This window comes from Arthrobacter globiformis, assembly GCF_046536215.2.
GTDB lineage: Bacteria > Actinomycetota > Actinomycetes > Actinomycetales > Micrococcaceae > Arthrobacter > Arthrobacter globiformis_E.
Genome location: NZ_CM143421.1, coordinates 3,809,875 through 3,835,412, shown reverse-complemented (window position 1 = coordinate 3,835,412; position 25,538 = coordinate 3,809,875). Strand labels below are relative to the sequence as shown.

The 25,538-nt window shown below is 67.5% G+C and carries 25 protein-coding genes; 14 read left to right on the top strand and 11 right to left on the bottom strand.

Annotated elements, in window-relative coordinates:
- The first annotated feature begins 224 nt into the window (after positions 1-224).
- The 4 genes from R5O87_RS17270 (at position 225) to R5O87_RS17255 (ending at position 5,038) form a co-directional block, all read left to right on the top strand.
- On the top strand, positions 225-2,450 hold the full coding sequence (locus tag R5O87_RS17270) for a PKD domain-containing protein (protein ID WP_410556864.1): 2,226 nt from the start codon (positions 225-227) through the stop codon (positions 2,448-2,450).
- Positions 2,451-2,564: 114 nt separating this feature from the next.
- The gene (locus R5O87_RS17265) at positions 2,565-2,708 is read left to right on the top strand and encodes a hypothetical protein (protein ID WP_410556863.1); all 144 of its coding nucleotides are present in this window, start codon (positions 2,565-2,567) and stop codon (positions 2,706-2,708) included.
- 89 nt (positions 2,709-2,797) lie between these two features.
- Entirely contained in the window at positions 2,798-4,663 is a 1,866-nt protein-coding gene (locus R5O87_RS17260) for a Na+/H+ antiporter (RefSeq protein ID WP_410556862.1), read from the top strand.
- 138 nt (positions 4,664-4,801) lie between these two features.
- A complete protein-coding gene (locus R5O87_RS17255; RefSeq protein WP_410556861.1) occupies positions 4,802-5,038 on the top strand; it encodes a hypothetical protein in 237 nt (78 codons plus the stop codon).
- A gap of 16 nt (positions 5,039-5,054) precedes the next feature.
- Here the strand turns inward: R5O87_RS17255 and R5O87_RS17250 are convergent, their stop codons facing one another.
- A complete protein-coding gene (locus R5O87_RS17250; protein ID WP_410556860.1) occupies positions 5,055-5,432 on the bottom strand; it encodes a hypothetical protein in 378 nt (125 codons plus the stop codon).
- Between the two features lie 268 nt (positions 5,433-5,700).
- On the opposite strand from R5O87_RS17250, the gene R5O87_RS17245 reads away from it, so the two are divergent.
- Genes R5O87_RS17245 through R5O87_RS17235 form a run of 3 tightly spaced genes read left to right on the top strand, consistent with a single transcriptional unit; the run spans position 5,701 to position 8,894 of the window.
- A complete protein-coding gene (locus tag R5O87_RS17245) occupies positions 5,701-7,578 on the top strand; it encodes an ABC transporter ATP-binding protein (protein WP_410556858.1) in 1,878 nt (625 codons plus the stop codon).
- Complete coding sequence (locus R5O87_RS17240) at positions 7,575-8,534, top strand: NUDIX domain-containing protein (RefSeq protein WP_410556857.1); 960 nt, start codon at positions 7,575-7,577, stop codon at positions 8,532-8,534. Before R5O87_RS17245 ends, R5O87_RS17240 begins: the two co-directional genes overlap by 4 nt.
- Before the next feature lie 36 nt (positions 8,535-8,570).
- A complete protein-coding gene (locus R5O87_RS17235) occupies positions 8,571-8,894 on the top strand; it encodes a DUF6221 family protein (protein WP_410556856.1) in 324 nt (107 codons plus the stop codon).
- 64 nt (positions 8,895-8,958) lie between these two features.
- Here R5O87_RS17235 and R5O87_RS17230 read toward each other — a convergent pair whose 3' ends face one another.
- Positions 8,959-9,834 (bottom strand): HNH endonuclease, encoded by an 876-nt coding sequence (locus R5O87_RS17230; protein ID WP_410556854.1) that lies wholly within the window; start codon positions 9,832-9,834, stop codon positions 8,959-8,961.
- A gap of 42 nt (positions 9,835-9,876) precedes the next feature.
- Complete coding sequence (locus tag R5O87_RS17225) at positions 9,877-10,503, bottom strand: DnaJ family domain-containing protein (RefSeq protein ID WP_410556853.1); 627 nt, start codon at positions 10,501-10,503, stop codon at positions 9,877-9,879.
- 824 nt (positions 10,504-11,327) lie between these two features.
- On the opposite strand from R5O87_RS17225, the gene R5O87_RS17220 reads away from it, so the two are divergent.
- Positions 11,328-11,969 (top strand): NADPH-dependent F420 reductase, encoded by a 642-nt coding sequence (locus tag R5O87_RS17220; protein ID WP_410556852.1) that lies wholly within the window; start codon positions 11,328-11,330, stop codon positions 11,967-11,969.
- Between the two features lie 129 nt (positions 11,970-12,098).
- On the opposite strand, the gene trxA is transcribed toward R5O87_RS17220, so the two are convergent.
- The 3 genes from trxA to R5O87_RS17205 all read right to left on the bottom strand — a co-directional run bounded on the left by trxA (position 12,099) and on the right by R5O87_RS17205 (position 14,013).
- On the bottom strand, positions 12,099-12,524 hold the full coding sequence (gene trxA, locus R5O87_RS17215) for a thioredoxin (RefSeq protein WP_410556851.1): 426 nt from the start codon (positions 12,522-12,524) through the stop codon (positions 12,099-12,101).
- A 121-nt stretch (positions 12,525-12,645) separates the two neighbouring features.
- On the bottom strand, positions 12,646-13,545 hold the full coding sequence (locus R5O87_RS17210) for an LssY C-terminal domain-containing protein (RefSeq protein ID WP_410556850.1): 900 nt from the start codon (positions 13,543-13,545) through the stop codon (positions 12,646-12,648).
- Positions 13,546-14,013, bottom strand: a complete 468-nt coding sequence (locus tag R5O87_RS17205; RefSeq protein ID WP_410556849.1) for a hypothetical protein — start codon at positions 14,011-14,013, stop codon at positions 13,546-13,548.
- A gap of 249 nt (positions 14,014-14,262) precedes the next feature.
- Here R5O87_RS17205 and R5O87_RS17200 point away from each other — a divergent pair, with 249 nt between their 5' ends.
- From R5O87_RS17200 to R5O87_RS17190, 3 genes are all read left to right on the top strand, one after another.
- Positions 14,263-15,285 (top strand): matrixin family metalloprotease, encoded by a 1,023-nt coding sequence (locus tag R5O87_RS17200; protein WP_410556847.1) that lies wholly within the window; start codon positions 14,263-14,265, stop codon positions 15,283-15,285.
- A gap of 102 nt (positions 15,286-15,387) precedes the next feature.
- Positions 15,388-16,665: a pyridoxal phosphate-dependent aminotransferase gene (locus R5O87_RS17195; protein WP_410556846.1), complete on the top strand. Its 1,278-nt coding sequence runs from the start codon at positions 15,388-15,390 to the stop codon at positions 16,663-16,665.
- A 208-nt stretch (positions 16,666-16,873) separates the two neighbouring features.
- A complete protein-coding gene (locus R5O87_RS17190; protein ID WP_410556845.1) occupies positions 16,874-17,746 on the top strand; it encodes a phosphatase PAP2 family protein in 873 nt (290 codons plus the stop codon).
- Here R5O87_RS17190 and R5O87_RS17185 read toward each other — a convergent pair.
- Positions 17,736-18,422, bottom strand: a complete 687-nt coding sequence (locus R5O87_RS17185; RefSeq protein ID WP_410556844.1) for a DUF2848 domain-containing protein — start codon at positions 18,420-18,422, stop codon at positions 17,736-17,738. The genes R5O87_RS17190 and R5O87_RS17185 overlap by 11 nt on opposite strands.
- A 150-nt stretch (positions 18,423-18,572) precedes the next feature.
- Here R5O87_RS17185 and R5O87_RS17180 point away from each other — a divergent pair, with 150 nt between their 5' ends.
- Positions 18,573-19,967: an MFS transporter gene (locus R5O87_RS17180; protein ID WP_410556843.1), complete on the top strand. Its 1,395-nt coding sequence runs from the start codon at positions 18,573-18,575 to the stop codon at positions 19,965-19,967.
- A 79-nt stretch (positions 19,968-20,046) separates the two neighbouring features.
- Here R5O87_RS17180 and R5O87_RS17175 read toward each other — a convergent pair whose 3' ends face one another.
- Positions 20,047-20,703: a GntR family transcriptional regulator gene (locus tag R5O87_RS17175; protein WP_410556842.1), complete on the bottom strand. Its 657-nt coding sequence runs from the start codon at positions 20,701-20,703 to the stop codon at positions 20,047-20,049.
- A 32-nt stretch (positions 20,704-20,735) separates the two neighbouring features.
- Here R5O87_RS17175 and R5O87_RS17170 point away from each other — a divergent pair, with 32 nt between their 5' ends.
- Complete coding sequence (locus tag R5O87_RS17170; protein WP_410556841.1) at positions 20,736-21,530, top strand: carbon-nitrogen hydrolase family protein; 795 nt, start codon at positions 20,736-20,738, stop codon at positions 21,528-21,530.
- Here the strand turns inward: R5O87_RS17170 and R5O87_RS17165 are convergent.
- The 3 genes from R5O87_RS17165 to R5O87_RS17155 form a co-directional block, all read right to left on the bottom strand.
- On the bottom strand, positions 21,527-22,330 hold the full coding sequence (locus tag R5O87_RS17165; RefSeq protein WP_410556840.1) for a putative hydro-lyase: 804 nt from the start codon (positions 22,328-22,330) through the stop codon (positions 21,527-21,529). The two genes, R5O87_RS17170 and R5O87_RS17165, sit on opposite strands and share 4 nt — an antisense overlap.
- On the bottom strand, positions 22,327-23,688 hold the full coding sequence (locus R5O87_RS17160) for an MFS transporter (RefSeq protein WP_410556839.1): 1,362 nt from the start codon (positions 23,686-23,688) through the stop codon (positions 22,327-22,329). Before R5O87_RS17160 ends, R5O87_RS17165 begins: the two co-directional genes overlap by 4 nt.
- Positions 23,689-23,998: 310 nt before the next feature.
- A complete protein-coding gene (locus R5O87_RS17155; protein ID WP_410556838.1) occupies positions 23,999-24,673 on the bottom strand; it encodes a GntR family transcriptional regulator in 675 nt (224 codons plus the stop codon).
- A 104-nt stretch (positions 24,674-24,777) separates the two neighbouring features.
- On the opposite strand from R5O87_RS17155, the gene R5O87_RS17150 reads away from it, so the two are divergent.
- Positions 24,778-25,536 carry a LamB/YcsF family protein gene (locus R5O87_RS17150; RefSeq protein ID WP_410556837.1) on the top strand — a complete coding sequence of 253 codons (759 nt, stop codon included), beginning with the start codon at positions 24,778-24,780 and terminating at the stop codon, positions 25,534-25,536.
- The last annotated feature ends 2 nt before the right edge of the window (positions 25,537-25,538 follow it).

The following is a 25,538-nucleotide window of genomic DNA, read 5'->3' as shown; positions in this document are numbered from 1 at the left end:
ACTACTTACTTTCCTGCTTTCAGGCGGACACTACTTGTTTTCCGTCAGGCAGCGAGGGCAATGATGGGGCAACCTCCTTCCAAATGCCGGAAAAATGAATATAATCGGACATCCGGGGCGCTCGATTTAATGATGGTGAAGCAAACCGAGACTTCGCTCTACCATCCGGGGCTTTGTGCCTAATTCATTCGAACGCAAACCCGAACGCTAGGAAGAAATCGGCGATGGAGAAGAATAATATTGCCGGCAGGTTTGGACAGTTCCTCGTCCTGGCTCTCATCACGTCCGGCAGCATGCTGGGGATACCCGGTGGTGCAGCGGCCGAGAGCAGTTACGGCTTCCAAAGCATCAGTTACTCGGGGGTGAGCAACCCGCCGACGTCGGATAAGCCGCAGAGCAAACTCTGGTGGAACGACGGCTCCTGGTGGGCGGACATGTGGACAACAGGCAGCGGGTGGCATATCTACCGCCTGGACAGGGGCACAAAGACCTGGGTCGACACCGGCCTGCTCAATGACAGCCGCAACACCACGTTGGCGGACACCTTGTGGGACGGAACGCATCTTTACATCGCGTCCCACGTCGTCACTGTCTCCGGCGACAACGCGACCGTGCCGTCGGAGTCAGGCCAACCGGCCAAGCTGTACCGCTACAGCTACGCCAATGGAACGTACACCCTGGACATCGGTTTCCCGTCCGTCATCTCCGACCGCAGCAGCGAGTCCATGACAATCGACCAGGATTCGACCGGGGCGATCTGGGCGACCTGGACGCAAGTCTCCGGCAGCTCGTCAACGGGCTACACGAACACGGTCTACGTCAATTATTCTGTGCCGGGGGGTTCCAGCTGGGCCCAGCCCTTCGTGATACCAGCTCCCGACGCCCACCCTGCTCCTGATGACATCTCGGCCGTCGTGGCCTATGGAAACAACAAGATTGGCGTGATGTGGAGCGACCACCTCGACGGAACGGTGTACTGGGCAACCCGCAACGACCGGACCGCCCCCGAGGCTTCCTCATCCTGGAACGTCCAGCCGGCCATCCGCGGACCAGGCCTGCCCGATGATCATCTGAACCTCAAGGCACTGCTGTCCGACAATGCCGGCCGGGTGTTTGCCGCGGTCAAGACCAGCCTCAATGATTCTTCCTCCGACCCAAACCTGCCGCAGTTGCTGCTGCTCGTGTTCAAACCCGGCACGGGGTCCTTCTCCCAATCGGTCATTTCCACGACCGGTGACTGCGTCTCGCGTCCCCAGATCCTGCTGGACACCCAAAACAACCAGGTCCACGCATTCCACACCGCACCCTCCACCTCGGTCAGCGGCTGCGCCTTTTCCGGAGTGGCAGGGAGTATCTACGAGAAAACCGCGTCCATGGACAATCCGGTCTTTGCACCGGGGCGCGGAACGCCTGTGATCCAGGACGCCGGCTCAGCGAACATGAACAACGTGACCACCACAAAGCAGGGTGTGGACAGCGTAACGGGCCTGGTGGTCATGGCGAGCGACAACGTGGCTAAGCGCTACTGGTTCGCCGACAGGAGCCTGGCTCCGGTTGTACCCCCCGTTGCGGCCTTCACTGCCACCCCGGGCTCAGGCACGGCACCGCTGACGGTGAACTTCACCGATAATTCCACTGCCGCCCCGACGTCATGGGCCTGGACCTTCGGCGACGGAGCTACGTCAACACTCCAGAACCCCAGCCACATCTATTCCGACGCCGGAAATTACGCCGTGAAGCTAACGGTCTCCAACAGCGGGGGGTCCGCGTCCACCACCTCGACGGTTACAGTTGCACCGGCCACGGCGCCGACTGGGATAAGCGTCCGGAGCTCGAGCAGCGCATTTTCAGCAACCGCAGCATCCGCCGTCACGCTGGCAGCACCGGCCGGAACCTCGGCCGGTGACGTGCTGGTCGCGTCCATCACGGCGGACTTGAACCCCAGCATGGCGTCCGCGCCGGCAGGCTGGACTCCCATGGTCAGCGCCCTGTCCATCAATAGCTCATCCACCTCCGGCGCACGCGTATTCGCATACTGGCACGCTGTGACGTCCAGCGATCCGGCAAGCTATCGCTGGACCCTGAGCACGGCGGTGAAGTGGGGCGCCGGGATGACTGCCTACCGCGGCGTCAACACCGCGACACCGGTGGACAGCACTGTTGCCACTGCCGTAGACACAAGCTACTCCGCCACGAGTATTACTGTCCCGAGCGTCACTACTGCCAGTAACGGCGCAATGCTGATCGGCGGGGTCGGCGTGGACGCCGCCGCCCCGGCCATCACCGCCCCCGCCGGCTGGACAGAGCGCTGGCAGGCCGCAGGCGGCCAGATCGCGGCACTGGCTGACAGGGCGCAGCCAGCGGCCGGCGTCTCCGGCACCGCAACCTGGACACTCGGGGCGGCCAGGGCGGCTGCCGCATGGCGTACTGCCCTTAAGCCAGCCGGCTGACGCTCCCCCGGTGAGGCAGCGCGGAGCCGGTTCTTGACAGCCCTGCCGGTGCGGTAGCTAGATGAACCTAAGCGATGGCCACCAGCACACAACCGCAACAGAGGAGCGGCAGTCATGAGCGAAAATCCGGAGATGCTGCAGCGCATCCACAGCGAAGCCCCCGCCGAAGGCGATGAAACGGCCGACCCCACCGACATCCGCATGCATTCGCAGGATCCGGCCGAGGGCGCTGACGACGTCGGCGGAACCACGTCCTGACCTGCGTCGTGATTTCGTCCGACGGCGCTGCCCGCCGTCGGGCGGTCCGGTGCAGTCACGCGGTCCGGGACACTTGAGAAAATAGCCGCATGGACGTTGCCCTGGGGTTGTTGGCGCTCGCCGCCGTGGTCTGCGCGGTTAGCGCCCTTGGCCGGAAGCTTGATATATCGGTCCCGCTGCTCCTGGTACTCGCCGGAGTGGCCGGCTCCTTCCTCCCGTTCATCCCCCGGGTCGACCTCAACCCTGAGCTGGTCCTCGTAGGGCTGCTGCCGCCGCTGCTGTATGCCGCGGCCCTGCAGACGTCGCTTTACGACTTCCACTCCAACAAAAGGGCCATCGGGCTGCTCTCGGTGGGCTACGTCATCTTCGGCACCGCCGCCGTCGGACTGGTGGTCTGGTGGCTGTTCCCTGAGATACCGCTTGCCGCGGCCATAGCCCTGGCTGCCGTGGTGGCACCTCCGGATGCGGTGGCCGCGACGGCCATTGCACGGAAGGTGGGGATGCCACGCCGGATAGTCAGCATCCTGGAAGGCGAGTCGCTGGTCAACGACGCAACCGCCCTGGTTTGCCTGCGCGCAGCCGTCGCGGCCATCGCAGGAAGCGTGTCCGCGCTGGAGATCGGTGCCGACTTCCTGCTCGCTGCGGGCGGCGGCCTGGTGGTGGGGCTCGCCGCGGCCTACGTCCTGACCCAACTGCGCCTGCGGATCCGCAACGTTGCCATCAATACCTCGACGTCGCTGATGGCACCCTTCGTGGCCTACCTGCCGGCGGAGGCAATCCACGCGTCCGGCGTCCTGGCCGTGGTGGTCACGGGCCTGATCATGGGAACCAAGGCGCCCTCCATGCCCAGCGGGGCCGCCCGGCAGAGCCAGCGGAGCAACTGGGAGACGGTGCAGTTCCTGCTGGAAAACTCGGTGTTCCTCCTCATCGGGCTGCAGGTCCGGACCATCATCGACGGCGTCCAGGATGACTCCCTGGGCGCCGCCAGGATCTGGGCCGGGTGTGCGGTGATCCTGCTGTCCGTGCTCCTGCTCCGGCCTGTCTGGGTTTTTCCGGCCACCTACCTGCCCAGGCTCATCCCGGCCGTGGCCCGTAAGGACCCGGCTCCGCCCTGGCAGTACCCCGCCATCATCTCGTGGGCCGGCATGCGCGGGGTGGTCACGCTCGCCGCGGCCCTCACCCTGCCCGAGGAGCTGGAGCACCGCACGGTCCTGATCCTGGCGGCGCTGGTGGTGGTGGGCGGGACCCTGGCGCTGCAGGGGTTCACGCTGCCCGCCCTGGTCCGGCTGCTCCGCGTAGAGGGTCCCGATCCGGGCGAGGACGCGCTGGCCCAGGCGGACCTGACGCAGCAGGCCACAGCAGCGGGGGTGGAGCGGCTGCACCAGCTGCAGACGGATGACGACCCGCCGGAGGTGGTGGCCATGCTCAAGCGGAGGACGCAGGAGCGCGGGCTGGCGGCATGGGAGCGCCTTGGGAGGCCGACGGCGGAAGCCGCCACCCCCAGCCAGCGCTATGCCCAACTCCGGCTGGCCATGCTTGAGGCGGAGCGGGCGAAAGTCCTCGAACTCAGGAGCGGCGGGAACTACCCGCACGAGGTCCTCAGCAGCGTCCTGGAGCGGCTCGACGTCGAAGAGTCGATGCTGGACGCCGTCATCGAGGAGGCCGATGTTACCGGCTCCCGCGCCGTCTCCAGGCCGGGCGGCGAGTGCGAGCACCTGGAGGCAGCCCGCGAACCCGAAGTTCCCGGCGATGCACGCTGTGACGCCTGCCTCCGCGAAGGGACCACCACCGTCCACCTGCGGATGTGCCTGGAGTGCGGCAACGTGGCCTGCTGCGATTCCTCGCCTGCCACCCATGCCTCCCGGCATTTCCAGTCGACTGGTCACCCGGTCATGCGCAGCATCGAACCGGGTGAGGACTGGCGGTGGTGCTACGTGGACGACCTGCTCGGGTAGCCCGGGACAGGATCGCCAAACGGACCTAACAGCCCCGTAACCCGCCGTTAATCCCGCTCCGGGAGACTGGAGGCCTAGGATCCGCACGACTGGCCTTGCAAATTTGGGGGCAGCCACTCGACGAGGAGCTCACCAGACATGAACCAATTCGACGACGACAGCAAGCCAGTAGCCGACGGCCCACCCTCCGTTCTTCCGGCCGGCAGCACGGAACGGCCCGATCTCAGAAGCTTCCATGTCCGCGAAGACGTGGCCTTGGCCGGCCATTGCGGCAATGTCCACCTGGCCACCGGCCGGACCTGCATCCTGCCCGAACGCCACCCGGGCTCCTGCGACTTCGTGGGCCCGGAGGATGCCAGCGCGGTGGCAGGCTAGGAGGACGGGCCGTACCTCAGCCAGCGGGCAGGTGATGATCCCCCGATGCCATCGGCACGGCCGGCACCGATTCACCCGCAAAGTCCGCGGCCGGGGTGAGGACCCAGCGTTCCCCGGCCTGTTCATAACTGATCACCATCGGCATGGCGGCCGTGCTGGCCTCATCCACGGCGAGCAGCAGTGCCGCCTGCATACGGCCGGCATGCCCGAACCGTGCGTTCGAGGTGCCCTCAAGGTCGCTGTTGTCGATCAGAATGTAGGCCTTGCCCTCGGCCACGGCCTTGATCGAATACCCGCGTTCCTCGTGGACCGATCCGCGGGATGCGGCAATCTCCGTGACCCTGTCGGCCCGCACCAGTCCATGGTTGATCGTGCGGATCCACACGTCACCCATGGCCACTCCTTTGCTGCCGTCGGGCTGGAAATTGCCTCTACTTGCAAACGGTAGTCCGTGACAGCCCGGTTGTAAGCCCCCCAAACGGTGCAACCGCCGTCGGACTCCATCCCGCCAGCAAGTTTTCCCCAAGCTCCGGCAGGGTTTTCCCAAAGCTCGTTGGGAAATAGTGGTCTGGACCAGGGATTATCCCTGGACGGTCTCAGAGCATCGCCCAACGCGCAGCGTTCGGGCGATGCCCGCGACCGCCGGGTTCCTAGGGGGAGAGATGTTTCAAACCTTTTGGCGGTTCCGCGGGGCGATAGCCCCACATGTCTGGGCGCTGGCAGGCGGTGCCCTCCTGGTGGTTTTTGTCGCCGCCATGGAAGTGGCCCTGCCGTGGCCCATGAAGGTCATCGTCGACGACGTGCTGCAGCCGACGGGCAGCTCCAAGCTCCATGAGATGCCCGCCTTCCTCGGACTGGCCGGCCTGAGCCAGCTCCAGCTGCTCCTGCTCGCCGCCTCGGCGCTGCTCGCGATGACGGTGCTGAATGCGGGGGCGGACTACCTCGGCACCCGCCTGCTCAACGGCGTCGGTGAGAGGGCAATGGCCACGATCCGGGCCGAAGTCTTCACCCATTTGCAGCGGCTGTCGCTGGCCTTCCACGACAAGCAGCGGCTGGGCGACCTGGTCACCCGCACCACCACGGACGTCGACTACGTGCGCGCCCTCATGGTGTCCATCCTGTCGGTGCTGCTGCCCAACATCTTCATCCTCGGCTTCGTGATCACCATCTGCGTGCTGATCGACCCGACCTTTGCAGTGATCGGCCTGGCGGTCTCGCCGCTGCTGTTCATCACGGTGCTCTTCTACCGGCGCCGCATCAAGGGCGCGTCGAAGGAGGCCCGCAGCAGGGACAGCGACATCGCGGCGGCGATGTCGGAGACGTTCGCCTCGGTCCGGGTGATGCAGACCTACACAAGCGAGGCGCGCCACGAGGAGGACTTCCGGACGCGGAACGACGGCCGGCGTGACGCCGGGCTGAGGGTCATCCGGCTGCAGTCCATGTTCTCGCCGCTGGTTGACATCATCGCGACCCTGGGGACGGTGCTGGTCCTCTGGATCGGCGCCCAGCGGGTGCTGGACGGGTCCCTGACGCTGGGGCTGCTGCTGGTCTTCCTCGCCTACCTCAAGGCCCTGTACTCCCCCATGAAGTCGCTGGCCAAGCTCACCACCGTCATCAGCCGCGGCCAGGCCAGCGCCGAGCGCATTCAGGAAATCCTGGACACCGCACCTGCCATCTCGGACCTGCCCGGTGCCCGGCCTGCGCCGCGGCTGGCCGGCGCTGTGGAGCTGCGCTCGGTGAGCTTCGGCTACCAGGGCGACCGGCACGTACTGCACGGGATCGACCTCAAGGTGGAGCCCGGCAGCGTCGTGGCGATCACCGGCCCAACGGGAGCGGGCAAGTCGTCTGTCGTCAGCCTGATTCCACGGCTCTACGATGCGGCGGAGGGGGAAGTTCTGCTTGACGGCATCGACGTGCGGGAGCTGCAGGTGGCCACCGTGCGCAGGCAGGTCTCCATGGTGCTGCAGGAATCCATCCTGTTCCGCGGGACCATCTACGACAACATCGCCTACGGCTCGGAGGGCGTCACCCGCGGGCAGGTCCTGGCCGCGGCCGAGGCAGCCCACGTGGACGAGTTCGTCCGCGCCCTGCCCCTGGGATACGACACCCTGGTGGCCGAGCGCGGCGTTACGCTCTCCGGCGGCCAGCGCCAGCGGATCGCCATCGCCCGCGCGCTGGTCCGGGATACCCCCATCGTCATCCTCGATGAGCCGACGTCGGGCCTGGACGCCATCTCGGAGCAGTACGTCATGCGGGGCCTCGAGCGGCTTATGGCCGGGCGCACGGTGATCGTCATCGCGCACCGGCTCTCAACCCTCAAACGGGCCGACCGGATTTATGTGCTGGACAAGGGCCGGATCGTGGAAAGCGGCAGGCACGGCGAACTCGCCGCGTCCGGCGGCCTCTACAGCCGGCTGGACAGCCTGCAGCATGCCAAGGACGCACCTGTCCTCACCCTGGTCACTGCCGAGAACCTGGTTCCGGCCGAGAACCTGCTTCCTGCCGGAAACGGCAGCCTTCAGACGGAGACGAGCGCATGAGCAGGACGAAGCCCCCGACGTACGGTGCACTGCCCTGGCGGATCGGAAACAACGGCTCCCTCGAAGTGCTCCTGATCCACCGGCCGGCCCACGGCGACTGGTCCATCCCCAAGGGCAAGGCGGACCCCGGTGAAACCGGCCGGGAATGCGCGGAACGCGAGGTGCGGGAGGAAACGGGCCTGCGCTGCCGCGTGGGCGCGGAACTGCCAAGCATCAGCTACGAGGACAGCAAACGCAGGATCAAGACCATCCGCTACTGGGCTGCCGCGGCGGGGTCAGGCCGCTTCACCCCGAATGACGAGGTCGACGCCGTCAGGTGGCTTTCGCTGCCCGACGCCTTGCGCGCGGTGACAGAACCGCGGGACAGGCCCGCCATCATCGCCCTGGGCAGCCGGCTCCAGTCGGAGCTGGGCATCCGTCCGGCGCCGAAGCGGGAGAAAATGCTGCTGCTGGTGCGCGGGGCTGAGATGACGAAACGGGACGGGTGGAACCCCGCAGCAGGCGCCAGGCCGCTGGCACCGGCCGGCGAGCAGGCGGCAAGGTCGCTGGCCTCGCTGGGAGCCATGTTTGCGTTCGAACGCATCGTTTCGGCGCCGTCGGTCCGCTGTGCCGAAACCGTCGCCGGGCTGGCACGCCGGGAATCCCTCAAAGTGGAGCTCTCGGAGCACCTGACCGGCGGCAACCTGGCGGCCACACTGGAACTCGTGGCCAGGGCCCGCGGGACGGGAACGGTCCTGTGCACGCACGAGGATGTCATGGCCGGTATCCTGGCCCACCTCATCCAACGCGACCGGACGGTTCTGACCAAGCGCTTCCGCGTCCGCAAGGGGTCGGCCTGGGTGCTGACCGGCGACCGCACCCGCTACCGTTCCGCCTACTACCTGCCGCTGTCCCCCGCGGACCTCAGCACCCCGGCAGACATCAGCATCCCCGCGGACCTTCGGGCCGCCGTCTAGCATCGTGTGCCGGCGTTGCGGGCGTACGCTCAGACAGTGGACATTGTGGAGTTCCTGTCCGCGCGCATCGCCGAGGATGAGGCCGTGGCGCGCAAGCTGCTCGACGACCGCACGACGTCGGAATCGGGCAAGTGGTACGAACGCCGCCTGCTGCTGGAGTGCGAAGCCAAGCGGCGCCTGATCGGCATCGTCGAGGCTGCCCGGCAGACGGCGCTGGCCACGCTTGTGAGCGATCCCTTCGGGGAGGAGACCGAGTGGATTCCGCAGGCGCTGGAATGGACCACCCTGTCCCTCAATGCGCTCGCGGTCCCCTACAGCGACCATCCCGACTTCAACCGGGACTGGCTCTGGTACCCGTAGGTTCCGGTCCTGGCCGGTTCAGGTGCTGCCGGTTCAGGTGCTGCCGGTTCCGGTCCAGGCCGGTTCAGGTGCTGCCCAGGATGCGGCGGGCGTCGGCCTGGGCGTCCAGCTCCTGCTGCGACACCACGGATCCGCTGATGTACCCCGCCCGGGACCGCATGGCCCGCAGTTCGGCCACGGTGTAGGGAATGCGGCGCCGGTGCGCCATGGCGTGGCAGTTGGGGCAGAGCGGCACGAGGTCGCCCACGGGATCCAGCTCGTAGCCGGGCCCCAGCTGGGCTGCCGGCACCAGGTGGTGGACGTGGATGAAGCCTTCGCCTTCCGGGCCGTAGGCGGCTTCGAAGGAAAACCCGCAGGCGGCGCACGAGGTGCCGTGGTGCGCCAGGCAGACGCGCCGGGCGTACGGGTTGCGCTCGTACCTGTTTACGCCCACCCGGACCAGGTCGTCCTGCTGCAGGGTGCCGGGCACAGGCAGTACCGGATCCATCTCGTCGGCCGGCATGCACTCAGCCCAGAGCTCGCGGATGGCGCGTGCCTGTTCCTCCGGAATCAGCCGGCAGCCGCCAGCAGGTGCCGCAGCAAGCCAGTCCGTCAGCGGCGCGCGGGCTGCCAGGACATCCAGGGGGATCTGGTCCCCAAGGGGCAGCAGCACGTCAAAGTCCACGTCAACGAAGGTCCCCGGTTCGCCTGACAAATCGGGCCCGGCAAGTGAATATGGGGCAGAGGCGATCACGCCGTGGCCAATGAGCCCGCTGCCCGCCTTTCCATGCAGCAGGAGCCACGCGTCCGCTCCCGTCGACGAGGGGCCGGTGCCGATCCCCGGCCCGATGGGCCACGCGCGCCGGTGCACGCCAGCCGCGCCCAGCTCATCCACCACCCGCGAATAGCCCGGCCAGGTATCGCCTACGCCCGGGTTCCAGCCCAGCAGAACAGCCACCATTCCTTTATCGTGCCACCTCGTGGGAGTTAAGGACTCGGGGCTTCAGGAGGAGCGGTGGCGCAGGCGCCGCCACCACGGCGGTTTGGCTTCGGGAACAGGTTCGGGCGCAGCCGCGGCCGCCGCCTCCCGCCGTTCGCGCCACCGCTGCACCTCGACGTCGGGGTCACGGGTTTTCGTCACCACCGGCGGCCCGCCCTGGAGCTGGCGGCGGGCGTCGATGACGCTGGCGTTGAAGTCCCCGACGATGTCGCGCACCTGCTTTTCCGTGTACTGCGCGTCCAGCCTGGCGTCCAGCTCCGCGTCCTCGGTGCGCAGCAGGATCGCTTTTGGTCCCAGCCCGCTGAGGTGCTCGCGCTGGATGAGGCCCCTGACCCACCAGTCGGGATCGTAGCCCTCGCCGAGCCCGGGAATCGGCTTGCCGGAGTATGTCAGGTTGTCGAACTTTCCCTGCGCCATCGCATCCCGGATCAGGTAATCGGCACGGGCCGCGTCGCTGACCTTCCGTCGTTTTTCCCGCAGTTCGGACTCCGCGGCGGACAGTTCCGCGTCCTCCTCCGCTGTCCCGCCGGAGGACCGGAGGGCACGGAGTTCGGCCGCGCGCTCTACCTTCCGCCTGAAGTCGCCGCCAGTTGAACCCGTCACCGTTTCACCGCCCCTGCCGCCGGACATTGTCCCGGTTCCAGTATTCCGGCGCGTGCCGGACACTTCAACGAAGCGTTGCGGGGAACCAGCCGGACACCCGGAAAAACGACGACGGCGGGACCTCCCGCCGTCGTCCGCCACCGGCGGTGCGTTCTGCCCGGGCATACATCGGGTCAGCCTACATTGGGCCGGTTTACCGTGGGCCGGTTTCACATTGGGTCGGGCCAGTTGCCTATATCGGCGCGCGCCGGAACGGCGGGGACCGGAAGGGCGGGGACCCCGTCGCCTTGTGGCCGCACGGCGGCAGCATCCGTGGCGGCTGCGGCCGGGCCGGAAGGTTGGTCGGGGACCGCCTTCACAGGTGCCGTGTTCACGGCCGCGGTGATGACGGAAAGTTCAGACCTCGAAATCTTCATAGGGGCCCTCGCAGGTGGGGCGGCAACATAAGGCCGGACCGGGTACTCAACCATGACTGCCGGCCGTCAGGCGAGGCTCTGGCGAGCTCTGCGTCCAACTTGGTCCGGCGGTCACCGACGTGCCGAATCAGCCGGGAGGACCGGCGGGTCCGGCAACAACCGTGGCGGCCGTCCCAGCCCAGTGTCTGCCGGCTGTTGGTGGCGCCGGCACACTTTCCACCACCCAATGAATCAACCCTATGCGCCACGGCACCGGGGGTCATCCGTATCAGGTACTCGAATTTTCGCGGCTTCCGCTACTTGGGCACGCGCGGACCGCCGGCAGCCCCGCCCTCGCACGCCGTCAATGGTTCGGCGCATGACGTCAACGGCGCGGCGTAAGTCGTCCGGCGTAATGTGCGAAATACCTGCGGGCTGACGGCTGTTGCGCCGGACATGACAACAATCGGAATCATCGGTGCAGGACACATTGGAAGCCAGGTCGCACGCAAGGCTGTGGAGCTCGGCTATGACGTGGTCATCAGCAATTCGCGGGGGCCGGAAACGCTGGCACCGCTCGTTGCGGAGCTGGGACCGCGGGCGAAGGCAGCCACCGCTGCGGAGGCCGCGGCAGCGGCTGACTTCGCGGTGGTCACGGTTCCGCTGAAGAGCTACCGGGACATCCCCGTTCAGCCGCTGGCCGGAAAGATCGTGATCGATACCAACAACTACTACTGGGAGCGGGACGGCCGCTTCCCGGCGCTGGACAACGGGGAGGCCACCACGTCCGGGCTGCTGCAGGAGCACCTTCCGGAGTCCAAGGTGGCCAAGGGCTTCAACCACATCATGGCCATGCAGATCACCTCGGACGGCACCCCGCCGGGCACGGAAAACCGCCGCGCGCTGGCCACGGCCAGCGACTACCCCGAGGCCAGCGACCTGGTGGCGAAGCTCTACGACGAGTTCGGCTTCGACACCGTCAACATCGGTCCCCTGTCCGACAGCTGGCGCGTCGAGCGCGACCGCCCGGCCTACGTGGTCCGGCAGAACGCGGCCGAGCTCGCCGAGAACCTGGCGAAGGCTCCGCGGACCATCTGACGCGCACGGTCCCAGGCCCTGACAGCCACCCCTGGTGCGCGGACCCGGCAAACTTAGGGCGGGCGGCGGCATACTCCGCCCAGAGAAGTTCGGCCGCAGAAGTGTCCGCGGCGGCAAGTTCTGCATCACTCACGCCAGCGCCTCCCTCAGCCAGCGGTCCAGCACAGGAGCCGGCGCGGCACCCGCCTGGCGGGCCGCGATCTTCCCGTCCACGATCACCATCAGCGTCGGCACCGCCTGGATGGCGAAGCGGGCGGAAAGCCCGGGCGCCTTGTCCACGTCCACCTTCACCAGCTTCACCTCCCCTGCCCGCTCATGCGCCAGCTGGTCCAGTACCGGGCTCACCATGCGGCAGGGTCCGCACCATGTTGCCCAGAAGTCCACCAGGACCGGTACGCGGGACTGTTCGGCGATGAGAGCGAAGTCGTCGTCGCCCGCCTCCACCACCCAGGGCAGGTCACGGCGGCACTTTCCGCACCGCGGCCGGCCCGCGGCGGCCGCCGGCACGCGGTTGGCCTGGCCGCAGTGGGGGCACCTGATGATTGCCTTGTTCATGCCGTCCCTAACCTCCGTTGCCCAATTCCCACGGCCCTTCCGCGTAAGGAAAATTGTGCCAAAGGAAAGAGGACGACGGCGGGTGCGTCCCGCCGTCGTCCTCTTGCGTTCTCCTCCCCGGTCAAGTTGGCCGGGAAGGATCCGGCCGGCGCGGCGGCAGGAGGTCGATGATGGGCAGGTGCCCGTCCGTCCGGATGCTGTCCCCGCCGCCGTTGCGATGGTGGTAGCCGGAGGAGAAGTGCCGGATGACGTGCACGGATTCCACCGCGTTGGCAGTTTTCAGCGTGCCGATGATGAAGTCGCGTTCCTCGTCGGTGCCGTCTGCGATCTTGTGTGTGATCTGGAACGTGAAGAGCGAAAGTCCCACGCTTTTGTCGTATGTTCCGGCTCCCACCCAGTCGACGGCGAACCCGCCGGGAAGCATCCAGCCGTCCGGGCATTTCCAGAACCGCACGTGGTGCCGCTTGCGCGGGTTGCCGTCGATTTCGCGCTGGAACGCCATGTCCTGCCTGTTGCCGAAGACGTACAGGGCACTGACCGGCGACTGCGGATAGCTCCGGCCCAGCAGCGTTGCCGTGAGGGTCCTCCAGGCTGTGGCCGGGCTGACGGGATCGGCCTCAATCCACCCTGCCGTGAGCATCGCGGCGCGCAGTTCGTCCGCCGGACCGATCACCGCGAGGTTGACCGGATCGCCCAGTACGCCGTCGCCCGTGCGGGCACGCCCGATGAAGTAGTTCGGCAGGTACAGGCTGCTGAGGATCTTGTGGACGCGGGGCAGGAAGGCGTACGCGGCAATGAGCCAGACGGGGAGGAACACCCACACCTGCTCCGGTCCCCTGGCCAGCCGGGCGAGCAGGAAGAAGTAGACGGCCCAGCCCACGGCGGCGGTGATGGCCACGTACAGCAGCCGCTGGAGGACGGCGACGACGGTGGCCCAGCGGGTGCCCCAGCGCGCCTTCCGGCCGGCCGGCCGGGAGTGCTCGGGCTCCTGCAGGGTTTCGGTATCTTCGGGAGCAGCCACCTACTTCGGCAGGTGCTCCAGCAGGTGCCCCGTGACTGCGCCGTACGCCACGTGCGGCACGATGTCGCTGACCCAGTCCGCGGCGCTCCAGGTCCGGGGATCGGTCACGCCGAGGGCGGTCATGGGAACGTTCGAGACGAGCAGGGCCGCCACCGAGGCCACTGCAACCGACCCGACGGGCCCGGTGCGCACCCCCAATGACCCCGCCGCCCCCAGCACAGCGCCCAGGCCCATGCCTGTGGCGATGCCGAGCAGCGGGCCGAGCGCCTCCACCCGGTTTCCGCGCTGGGCCTCGGTTCCCGGGATCGTCACGCCTGCCCGTTCCGCCAGCCGCTCCACCGAGTCGCTGGGCGTCGTGCTCGCCGGCCGCCCCCGCCACGCCATATCCAGGTAGCTAACGGCATTCAGAGCCGTGGTTCCCGCAGCGCCTGCGAGCGCTCCGTTCACAAGTCCTTTGAACAGGGACATCCTCAACACTCCTTCTCGCCAATTCCCAAGCAATCTCTTCCCCGAAGCTACGTCAGGTCCGCCGACCGCGGCAACGGCGGCGGCCTGCGTCGGATGCCTGCCGCCGGAGAATAATGGCAGTCGTTGTCGGCCTGCGCCCTTATGCTGTGGGTGAGTCATTTCTCGTGATGGCGACATGCAACAACCAGGGGGACACTGTTGCGTCCGGATTCCAACTGGCGGGAGAGCCCGCCGCCGCCAGATTTTGGTGTGCCCAACGGTTCCCGCGGGCCCAACGGTTCCCCGGCACCCACTGACGGGTTGCCGCCGGGCGTCCGGCGGTCCGCCAGCGGGCGCATTCCGCAATGGGCCATCGACGAGGCTTTCGGGACGCTGCAGGACCCCGCCCCATGGCGTTCGGGTCCGTCCGCCCACATGCCGCCTCCGGGTCAGGCCTACGGCCGGCGCAGAAGACGCGCGGGCAGGACACGCCTCGGCAGGCCCGGCCACGGCAGGAAGTGGGCCATCGGCGCGGGCATCGCCCTGCTCGTGGGCCTCTCCTCCCTACCGATGGTGTTCGAACGCTTCGTGCTGCCCGCAGTTCTCCCGTACCTCCCCGGGGCGCCGGTGCCGCCGCCCGGGTTCGAGGCCGCCGATGCACCGCTGGGACAGCCGCCTGCCAGCACAGGATCAAAGGCGTACGCCCTGCAGGAATCGCCCGACCCCGGCCAGCCGTTCGCCGCCTACGATCCCTGCCGGCCGGTGCACTACGTGGTCCGCCAGGACGACGCCCCGCCCGGCGCCGACCAGATGATCCAGGAGGCGGTCGCCAAGGTTTCGGCCGCCACCGGGCTGCGCTTCGTTTATGACGGCCCCACGTCGGAGGCTCCCAGCGACGAGCGCGAGATGTACCAGCCTGACCGGTACGGCAAGAGGTGGGCGCCCGTTCTGATTGCCTGGTCCAACCCTGCCGAGAGTCCTGACCTCGCCGGGGATGTCGACGGACTGGGCGGCAGCGGGTACGCGTACGTGGAGGGCCAGCCATACGTCTTGGTGGCGGGGCAGGTGGCACTCGACGCCCCCGATTTCGCCGACATTCTGCAATGGCCGGACGGACGCCGCTACGCCCGTGCCGTCATCATGCACGAGCTCGCCCACGTCCTGGGGCTGGACCACGTCAACGACCCCACCCAGCTGATGAACCCGGAGGGCGCCGACGTCACCGAGTTCGCCGCAGGCGACCTCGCCGGCCTGGCCATTCTGGGTGGCGGGGAGTGCGTCCCGGAACTCTGACACTGCCGGACGGTGGCGGACGACGGCGGGAGGTCCCGCCGTCGTCCGCCCGGGCCTGTTCTTCACATTGTCCGGAGCGGCGCAGCTGTGAAAACATGCCTCATGCGCGCCATGCAGAATTCCAGCCGATTGCAAGATGTCCGGTACGACCTCAGGGGTCCGGTGCAGCATGCGGCGAAGAAAATGGAGTCGGAAGGCCACAGCATTCTGCGCATGAACCTTGGGGATCCGGCGCCGTTCGGCCTGCACGCGCCGGAGTCCATCGTAGTGGACATGATCCACCACCTGCGCGAGGCGCAGGGCTACAGCGACTCGAAGGGCATCTTCTCCGCCCGGACGGCCATTTCGCAGTACTACCAGACCAAGGGCCTGATGGAGATCGGCGTCGAGGACATCTTCATCGGCAACGGCGTCAGCGAGCTCATTTCCATGACGCTGCAGGCCTTCCTGGAGGACGGCGACGAGGTCCTCATCCCGTCCCCGGACTATCCGCTGTGGACGGCGGCCACCGTCCTCTGCGGCGGCACCGCCGTGCACTACGTGTGCGATGAGGAGAACAACTGGTGGCCGGACATGGCCGACGTCGAGGCAAAGATCACGGACCGCACGCGGGCCATCGTGCTCATCAACCCCAACAACCCGACCGGCGCCGTCTATCCCCGGCACATCCTGGAGGGGTTCGCCGATCTGGCCCGGCGCCATGACCTGGTGCTGTTTTCCGACGAGATCTACGAGAAGATCCTGTTCGACGACAACGTCCACATCCACACCGCCTCCGTGGCCCGGGACATTCCGGTCCTGACCTTCTCCGGCCTGTCCAAGGCCTACCGGATGCCGGGCTACCGGGCCGGCTGGGTGGCGGTCTGCGGTCCGCGCTGGGCCACCGCCGCGTACCGGGAGTCGCTGGAGCTGCTGGCCTCGCTCCGGCTCTGCCCGAACGTTCCCGCGCAGCACGCGATCCAGACCTCGCTGGGCGGCTACCAGAGCATCACCGACCTGATCCGGCCCGGCGGCCGGCTGCGGGAACAGCGCGACCTCGCCTGCCGGCTGCTCAACGAAATTCCCGGCGTGAGCTGTGTTCCGGCCGCCGGTGCGATGTACCTGTTCCCGAAGCTGGATCCGGAGATGTACCCGTTCGTGGACGACGAGCAGTTTGTCCTGGACCTGCTGCAGGACCAGAAAATCCTGGTCTCGCACGGGACGGCGTTCCACTGGCACGCCACGGACCACTTCCGGTTCGTCATCCTGCCCGCGGTGGACGACATCCGCGAGGCCGTGCGGCGCATCGCCACCTTCCTCTCCTCGTACCGGGCCAAGGCCGGCCGCGCCCGCGCCATGTCCGGCAACGCCCACCACAGTCCGGACGAACTGAGCGCCTGATCTCTGCCGCCGCAGCGGCCAAGTCAAGCGGACGACGGCGGGGGTTCCCGCCGTCGTCCGCTTTTCTGTTCCCCCGCCCCTGTTCCCATGGACGGCTGCGCGACACAACCAGTAAGGTTGCTTACTAAATGCCTTGCTGCTGAGTTCGGCTGCGAACGACGAGAGACAGGACCCCGGATTGCCTGACGAACCGTTGACTGAGAAGCCATTGACGGACTGGCCACTGGCCGACACGCCATTGCCCGGCGGGCCGCTGACCGACAAGCAGGGAACCCCGCAAACAGGCGTGCCCGGCGAACTGCGCCAGGACACGTCCGTCGGCGGCAAGGACCTCACCCGCTGGCAGAGCCGGTTCGGCCGCCTCCTGGTCGGCGCCGCCCAGCGGATCAGCCAGGTCCTGGGCCCGCACGGCGCTTTGATCCTGACCCTGATGCTGGGGGCGGTCGTTGCCGCGGTGCTCACCGCCGCCTTCGCCGAGGTGTATGAGTCGGTGGTCCGGGCCGACGGTGTGGCCGGCCTCGACCATCCGGTCCTCGCGGCCGGCAAGAGCCTGCGCTCCCCCGGCCTTGACGTGGCGATCACCGCCTTCACCGACGTGGGCGGCACCATCGGCATGCCGATCCTCGCCCTGACCGTCATGGGCGCGCTTGCCTACCGGCGGCGGTCATGGACGCCCGTCATTTTGATCGTCACGGCCGGCCTGGGCTCCCTGCTGATGACCATCGCGGGGAAGCGGCTGATCGGCCGCACCCGCCCCGACCTCAGCGACGCCGTTCCGCCGTACGAACACTCGGCTTCGTTTCCCAGCGGCCATTCCCTGAATGCGGTGGTGATCGCGGGAATCGTCGCCTACCTGATCATCCTGCGTCTGAAGACGGCCCGCAGCCGCATCCTCACCGGCGCGGCCGCCGCGTTTTTCGCCGCGGCCATGGGCCTGAGCAGGGTGTATCTGGGCCACCACTGGCTCACCGATGTGCTCGCTGCCTGGGCGCTCGGCGCGGCCTGGCTGGCCCTCGTGGTCACCGCCCACCGGCTTTACCTGACAGTGCGGAAGAAGAGGACGGCTGCCGTCAGCCGATAGGCTCGGCCATCTGTTCCACGACGTACTGGACATCCACGGAGGCGCCGGTCACGGGATCGGCCATCTCCACCTTCCAGCTGCGGGCGAACTGGTTCACGCCGCCGGTCATGGCCACGGTGCCGGAGATGAGTACCGTCCCGGGGGCGTTGAGGCCGCGTTCTGTGAGGACGTCCAGCCAGTAGTCCGGCGTCAGCAGGGCTTCGAGCGAGCTGTCCTGGATGAGGGTGTCGGGGGTGTCGCCCTCCCCCACCCAGGCCTTGAGGGTGATCTGGTCCAGGTGGTTCCGGACATCATCGAGCCGCCAGGCCTTGCGGCCCAGAACGTCCGGGCTCGCGTTCTTGCTCCAGGCCACACCGTGCACCTCGAGGGCACGGTCCGTGTGGTCGCAGGCGACGGTGAGCAGCACCCCATCCGCGGTGATGACAAGGGCCCATTCGGCCTCCCCGGAAGTGCGTTCATGCTGCACCCGGACTTCCGATACCTGCTGGGCCAGATAGGGGGACACTGGATACAGGGCGGGAGTAGTGGCCGGGCCCGGAACGCCAAGTTCAGCGAGCTCAGCGATATGGGCCTGGACTTCATCCTGCTCACGCCCCGCGTAGCCGGCATTCAGGAGGTGCCTGACCTCCACATCCTGCGTGCGGCCGTCCGGTAGTTCGAAGCTCAGAGTCGTCATCGTGGATCCATCCTTTGCATTTGCTGCTGCAGAAATTTTTACAAACCGGAAACCGGAAACGGTCGCCAATGTACATCCAGTATGCGTAATGTATACATTTAACGCCAGCGTGACAGGCGTCACTCGAAAAACCTCGTGGAGGACAAGACCATGGCCAACGCTCCAGTTCCGGATCCCGGCACCGCGCCGCACCCGCACGCCACCCCGCACCCGACAGTTCACCCCAAGGGCCTGTACAAGGCCTTTGCCGCCAGCCTCACCGGCACCGCCCTCGAGTGGTACGACTTCGCCGTCTACTCGGCGGCGGCCGCCGTCGTATTTCCTGTCGTTTTCTTCCCGGCGACCGATCCGCTGACCGGGACCATCCTCGCCTTCTCCACCTACGCCGTCGGCTATGTTTCCCGCCCGGTGGGCGGGATCATCTTCGGCCGGCTCGGCGACCGAATCGGCCGCAAGAAGGTCCTGGTGACCACACTGATGATCATCGGCGTCGCCACGGTACTCATCGGCGTGTTGCCCGGCTACGCCAACATCGGCGCCATGGCCGGAATCCTCCTGGTCCTGCTACGGTTCGCACAGGGTGTGGGCGTCGGCGGCGAATGGGGCGGTGCCGTCCTGCTCTCCAGCGAATACGGCGATCCGCACCGCCGCGGCTTCTGGGCCTCCGCGGCCCAGGTGGGCCCGCCCGCCGGCAACCTGCTGGCCAACGGCGCCCTCGCCGTCCTGACCGTCGCGCTCACCGAGGAGCAGTTCCTCAGCTTCGGCTGGCGCATCGCGTTCCTGGTCTCGGCAGTGCTGGTCGGTTTCGGCCTCTGGATCCGGCTGAAGCTGGAGGACACCCCCATCTTCAAGGCGATCGAGGCCCACGGCGAACAGCCGCATGCCCCCGTCCGCGAGGTCTTCCGCAAGGAACTCCGCCCGCTGATCGCCGCCATCCTGTGCCGGGTGGGACCGGACGTCCTGTATGCCCTCTTCACCGTCTTCACGCTCACCTACGGCATCCAGGCCCTCGGCTACGAGCGCAACCAGGTGCTCACCGCGGTCCTGATCGGATCCGCGTTCCAGCTGGTCATGATCCCCCTGGCAGGCGCCGTCTCCGACCGCTTCAACCGCCGCCTGGTCTACGGCGTCGGCGCTGTGGTGGGCGCGGTGTGGACGTTCATCTTCTTCGGCGTCCTGGGCGGAAACAACCAGCCGATGCTTATCGTGGGCATCGTCCTCGGCCTGGCCGCGCACTCCTTCATGTACGGTCCGCAGGCCGCCTTCATCGTGGAGCAGTTCTCCCCCCGCCTCCGGTCCACCGGCAGCTCGCTGGCGTACACCTTCGCGGGAGTCATCGGCGGCGCCATCGCGCCCCTGCTGTTCACGGTGCTGCTCGCCGAGTTCAAGACCTGGATTCCGGTGGCCATCTACGTGGCCGTGGCCGCGGCGGTCACCGTGCTGGGGCTGGCCCTCGGCCGGGACAACGACGCCATCGAGGACCTGGACTACCGGCTGCTGCTGGAAGGCTCCGCCTCGGCACGCCAGCAGTCCGGCGCGGTCTGATTTCGAGTTTTTGTCCAGATATCGGCCGCTAAAGGCCCCGGAAGTCGCGATAGCTGGACAAAAACTCCATAGGGCGGGGTCAGGTGCGGAGGAGGATGTCGCGGGTGACGGCCAGGTGATGGTCGATGGCCTCCTGCGCCTTCGCCGCGTCTCCGGACACCAGGGCGTCGAGGATGTCCTGGTGTTCGGAGCAGACCTGCTCGCGCCGGCCTCCCGTCCGGAACAGGGCGGAAACCCCGACGACGATCTGCCGGACATGCAGTTTGCTGTAGGTCCGGGAGATGAGCTCGTTGCCCGCGGCGTCAATGAGCTGCTGGTGGAAGAGGGTGTCGAGCCGGATGAACTCCTGCGCAGCGTCGGCACCTTCGTTTGCGGGCAGCTTGGACTGCTGGTCGAGGGTGTCCTGCATCTGGTCCGCCGGCACGCTGCGGTGCTCGATGACCAGGCGGGCGGCGTGGCTTTCCAGCACGCCCCGCAGCTCCATCAGTTCCGAGATTTCGCGGCCGGTCACCGGGGGAACGTAGGCGCCGCGCTGCGGGATGAGCTCCACCAGCCCGTCGGAGACCAGCAGCAAAAGGGCCTCGCGGACAGGGGTGCGCGAGACCCCGATCTCGGCGGCCAGCTCCTGCTCGTTGAGGAACCGCCCCTGCATCTCCGGGTCGGTCAGGATGTTTTCACGCAGATAGGCGTACGCCTTCTCCCGGCCGGACGCCGCCGTCCCCGAACTTTTTCGCATACATCAGGTATACAACAGAGAAGAGCAGATCCATGCGTCTAGCAGTTGCCCAAATCGTCACCGGTGCGGACCTCACGGCCAACCTCGGGCTGATCCGAGACTACGCCACGCGGGCAAAGGCGGCCGGCGCGGAGCTGGTGGTCTTCCCGGAGGCGGCCATGCGCGCCTTCGGCAATCCGCTGGCCGAGATCGCCGAACCGCTGGACGGGCCGTGGGCCACAGCGGTACGGGCCATTGCCCGGGACCTGGACATCGCCGTCGTGGTTGGCATGTTCACGCCCGGCGACGGCGGCCGGGTACGGAACACACTGCTGGTCACCGGTCCGGGGCTCGACACGTCCTACGACAAGATCCACCTCTTTGACGCGTTCGGATTCGCCGAATCCGATTCGGTGGATGCGGGAACGGCACCGGTGACCTTCGAGCTCAACGGCACCACCATCGGCCTGGCCACCTGCTACGACGTCCGCTTCCCGGCGCTGTTCACGGCCAACGCCCGGGCCGGCGCCGCCATCAACGTCGTCTGCGCATCCTGGGGTGCGGGCGAGGGCAAGGCGGAGCAGTGGGACCTGCTGGTCCGGGCCCGGGCCGTGGACAGCACCACCTTCGTGGTGGCGTGCGGCCAGGGTGATCCGGCGACCCTCGGGCTGCCGTCAGCCGGCGCCGCGCCTACCGGGATCGGCCACAGTGCGGTGGTGTCGCCGCTGGGCTCTGCACTGGTGGCGCTGGGCGGCGAGCCAGAGCTGGCCGTGGTCGACGTCGATCCCTCCGTCATCCCCGATGTCCGGGGAAAGCTGCCGGTGCTGGCCAACGCCCGGATCTTCTAATCCTGCTCGCCTGCCGGCACCCGGTACGTGCTCTCCGGAACGTCGGTGATGAACATGTGCCCGGGGGCGTGGCTGATGGCAAAGGCCGGTTTGGACGCCATCACCGCGCTCTGCGGGGTGACGCCGCAGGCCCAGAACACGGGCACCTCGCCGGGCCGGATGTCCACGGCGTCGCCGAAATCGGGACGTGCGATATCGGCGATGCCGAGCTCCCCGGGTGAGCCGACATGCACCGGGGCGCCGTGGACCTTCGGCACCTCGGCGGTGACGCGGATGGCGGTGTCCACCAGCTCGGCCGGCATCGGGCGCATCGAGACGACCATGGGGCCGTGGATCCGCCCCGCCGGCGCGCACTCCACGTTCGTGCGGTACATGGGGACGTTGCGGCCCGTCTCGGTGTGCCGGAGCGGGATGCCCTCGGCGGCCAGCGCGGCTTCGAACGTGAAGCTGCAGCCGATGAGCACGCCCACCATATCGTCGCGCCAGAGCGTGCGGACATCCGGGACCTCGGCGGCCAGGACGCCGTCCTTCCACACCCGGTAGGCGGGGATGTCGGTCCGGATGTCGGAGCCCTTGGCGAGTGAACTTTCGTACTGCCCCGCCGGAATGACGTCGATGACCGGGCAGGCCTTGGGGTTGAGCCGGCAGAACTCGAGGAACTCGTCCGCGTAGTCCGCCGTCACCGCGATCAGGTTGGCCTGCGTGTAGCCGTCGCTCCAGCCCGACGTCGGGGTGACCAGGCCATTGCGGAACTGCCGGCGGGCCTCGGCCGGGGCCAGGATGGCATTCGTCTGGGTCATCGGGCTGCGCTTTCGGTAGGTTCGGCGGACGCCCGCAGGTATTCCTCGTCCTCGGCGACGTTCGAGTTGCGGCCGAGGGCCAGGCCCACCACGGTCAGCAGGCAGGCAACGGTGAGGTAAATGGCCACCGGGACCCAGCTGTGGAAGGTGCTCTGCAGCAGGGTGAACATAAACGGTGCGATGGCGCCGCCGATGATGCCGGCGAAGGTGTAGGCCAGGGAGCTGCCGGTAGAGCGGAGGCGCGGGGAGAACTGCTCGACGACGAACGCGGCCTGCGGTCCGTACATGAAGGAGTGGCAGAGCAGGCCCAGCACGGTGCCCACAATGAGCATCACCGGGGAGCGGCCTTCCAGCACGATGAAGAACAGGTACGCCCAGACTGCGGCGGCGACGGCTGCGATGCCGTAGACGAGGCGCCGGTTGATCCGGTCGGAGACGGCGCCCGCGAGCGGCATGGTGAAGAGCTGCAGGCCGGAGCCGATGAGCACGGCGACCAGGACCTGCCCGCGGTCAAAGCCGAGTTCCTTCATGCCGTAGGTCAGGGTGAACACCGTGCACAGTGCGTACAGGACGTCCGGGCCGATGCGGCTGAGCATGGCGGCCAGGAGCGGCCGGCGCTGGGTGGCGAGCAGTTCGCGGATGGGGGCCTTGGGCTGCTCGCCACGGGCTTCCATGGCCTTGAAGATGGGGGTGTCTTCAAGCTTCAGCCGGATCCACAGACCAAAGGCCACCAGCATCGCCGAGATCAGGAAGGCGATCCGCCAACCGTAGTCCAGGAATGCCTGCTCGGACAGGGTCAGCGTCAGGACGGCCAGCGCGCCGTTGGCCAGGAGGTTGCCGGCGGGCGGGCCGATCTGCGCCGCGGAGGCCCAGAAGCCGCGCCGGCTGGGTTCCCCGAATTCGCTCGAGAGCAGGACGGCGCCGCCCCATTCGCCGCCGACGCCCACGCCCTGCGCGAACCGCAGGAAGACGAGGATCGCCGGCGCCAGGATGCCGATGTTGCCGTAGGTGGGCAACAGGCCGATGAGGAAGGTGGCCACGCCGATCAGCATCAGGGTGAAGACCAGGATCTTCTTGCGGCCGATCTCATCGCCTAGCCGGCCGAAGATGATGCCGCCGACCGGCCGGGAAATGTAGCCCACCGCGTAGGTCGAGAAGGCCAGCAGGGTGCCGGTCACCGGGTCCGATGCCGGGAAGAAGATCAGCGGGAAAACGATGGCTGCGGCGGCGGAGTAGACGGCGAAGTCGTAGAACTCCAGCGCGGTGCCGGTGAGGCTGGCCGCGAACGCCTTGTACATGTCCTTGCGCCCGACGGCGGGCCTGGTCCCTGCGGCGGCCATTGCGGATTGATTGGCCATTTGTTCCTCCAGAAAGAGTGTGGATGCCCATCCGCTGTGGCACGGATGCGCTGGTGCTCCGGTCTGCCCGGGCCTGCGACGTTGACAGGGCGCGGGCATTGGGGCTGGTTGGCGGCTCCCCCCGGACAGCCGCCGAAAACGGGGTTTTCTGTTGGATTGTGGAAGTGTTGAACAATCCAACAGCTGACGAACAGGCTACGCGACCTGGATCACACCGTCAAGGGGCGGATACCAGCGCCGATTAAGCGCGAACGTACAGTTGTGGCCCTTGGGAAACGTTTCCCAAGGGCCACAACTGTACGCTCGCGCTCTAGGACGAGTGGACGGCGGTCTGGTGCTGTTCGGATTTGTCGAGGTAGGCCACAAGCCGCTTGGCGGCGCGCTCGTAGTCCCCGGCCTCCAGCGCCTTGCAGATCTGCTCGTTCTCCAACAGGTAGTCCTGATAGAAACCGCCGTCGATGGAGGCCTTGTGGAAGAACAGCCTCATCTCGGCCAGCACCTGCGACATGATGATGTTGAGGCGCTCGCTGCCGGCCATGGCCACGAGGGCACCATGGAAATGGGAATTGGCGCTGCCCAGCCCTTCAATATCGCCGGCCTCCGCCGCGCGCTTCCCTTCTTCGACAGCCGCGCGCACGGCCGCAATGCTTTCGGCGCTGCCGCCGCCCCGGACTGCGCTGACTTCGATGGCGCGCCGGACGGCATACACGTCATGGATGTCGCTGGCTTCGAGGCTGGCCACAAAGACGCCGCGGTTGGGCTGGCGGACCACCAGCCGCTCGCTGGCGAGCTCGGCAAAGGCCTCGCGTACGGTGTTGCGTGACACCCCGAGTTCCTCGGAAAGGGCTTCTTCCTTCAGCTTGGAGCCGGGCAGCAGTGCGCCTTCGGCGATCTGGAGGCGGAGTTCACTGGCCACGCGCGCGGCAACCGCGGGCACGGCGACGCGAAGACGGGATGCTCCTGCACTCGGATTCACTGTGGCCATACACCGAATTTACACGAACCACCCACAATCGGATTGTTGAATTGTTGAACATTTCTGCCGAAGGGTGCATCCTTGTGTAAGGACGAGTTGAGATGAGGGTCACAATGCACGCAATAGATTTGAACAGCGACGTCGGTGAATCCTTCGGGCGTTGGAGCCTGGGGGACGACGCAGCCATGATGGCCTCGGTATCGAGCGCCAACGTCGCCTGCGGATTCCATGCCGGCGATCCCAGCGTCATCCGGTCCACCTGCGAGGCGGCCGCCAAGGCCGGCGTGGTGGTCGGCGCCCACGTGGGCTACCGCGACCTGGCCGGATTCGGCCGCCGGTACATGGACGTCGACCCCCGCGAGCTGGCCGACGACGTCGTCTACCAGATCGGCGCGCTGCAGGCTCTGGCCGCGACGGCCGGCACCACGGTCCGCTACGTGAAGCCGCACGGCGGCCTCTACAACGCCATCGTCCACAACACCGCCCAGGCGCGCGCCGTGGTGGACGCGGTGAAGTCGGTGGATCCCGGCCTGCCCATCCTTGGCCTGCCCGGATCCGAGGTGCTGCGGCTCGCGGAGGCGGCCGGCCTCCGCGCCGTGTCCGAGGCGTTCGCGGACCGCGCCTACAACCCGGACGGCACGCTGACCTCGCGCTCGCAGCCGGGTTCCGTGCTGGAGGACCCGGAGTCGGTTGCCGCCCGCGTCCTGCAGATGACCACCGGCGAGGCCATCAGCGCGATCGACGGTTCCGCGCTGAAAATCAACGCCGAATCCGTATGCGTCCACGGGGATTCCCCGGGCGCGGTGGCCATGGCCGTGGCCGTGAAGCGCGCGCTCGACGCCGCCGGCATCACCATCAAGGCCTTCGTCTAGCA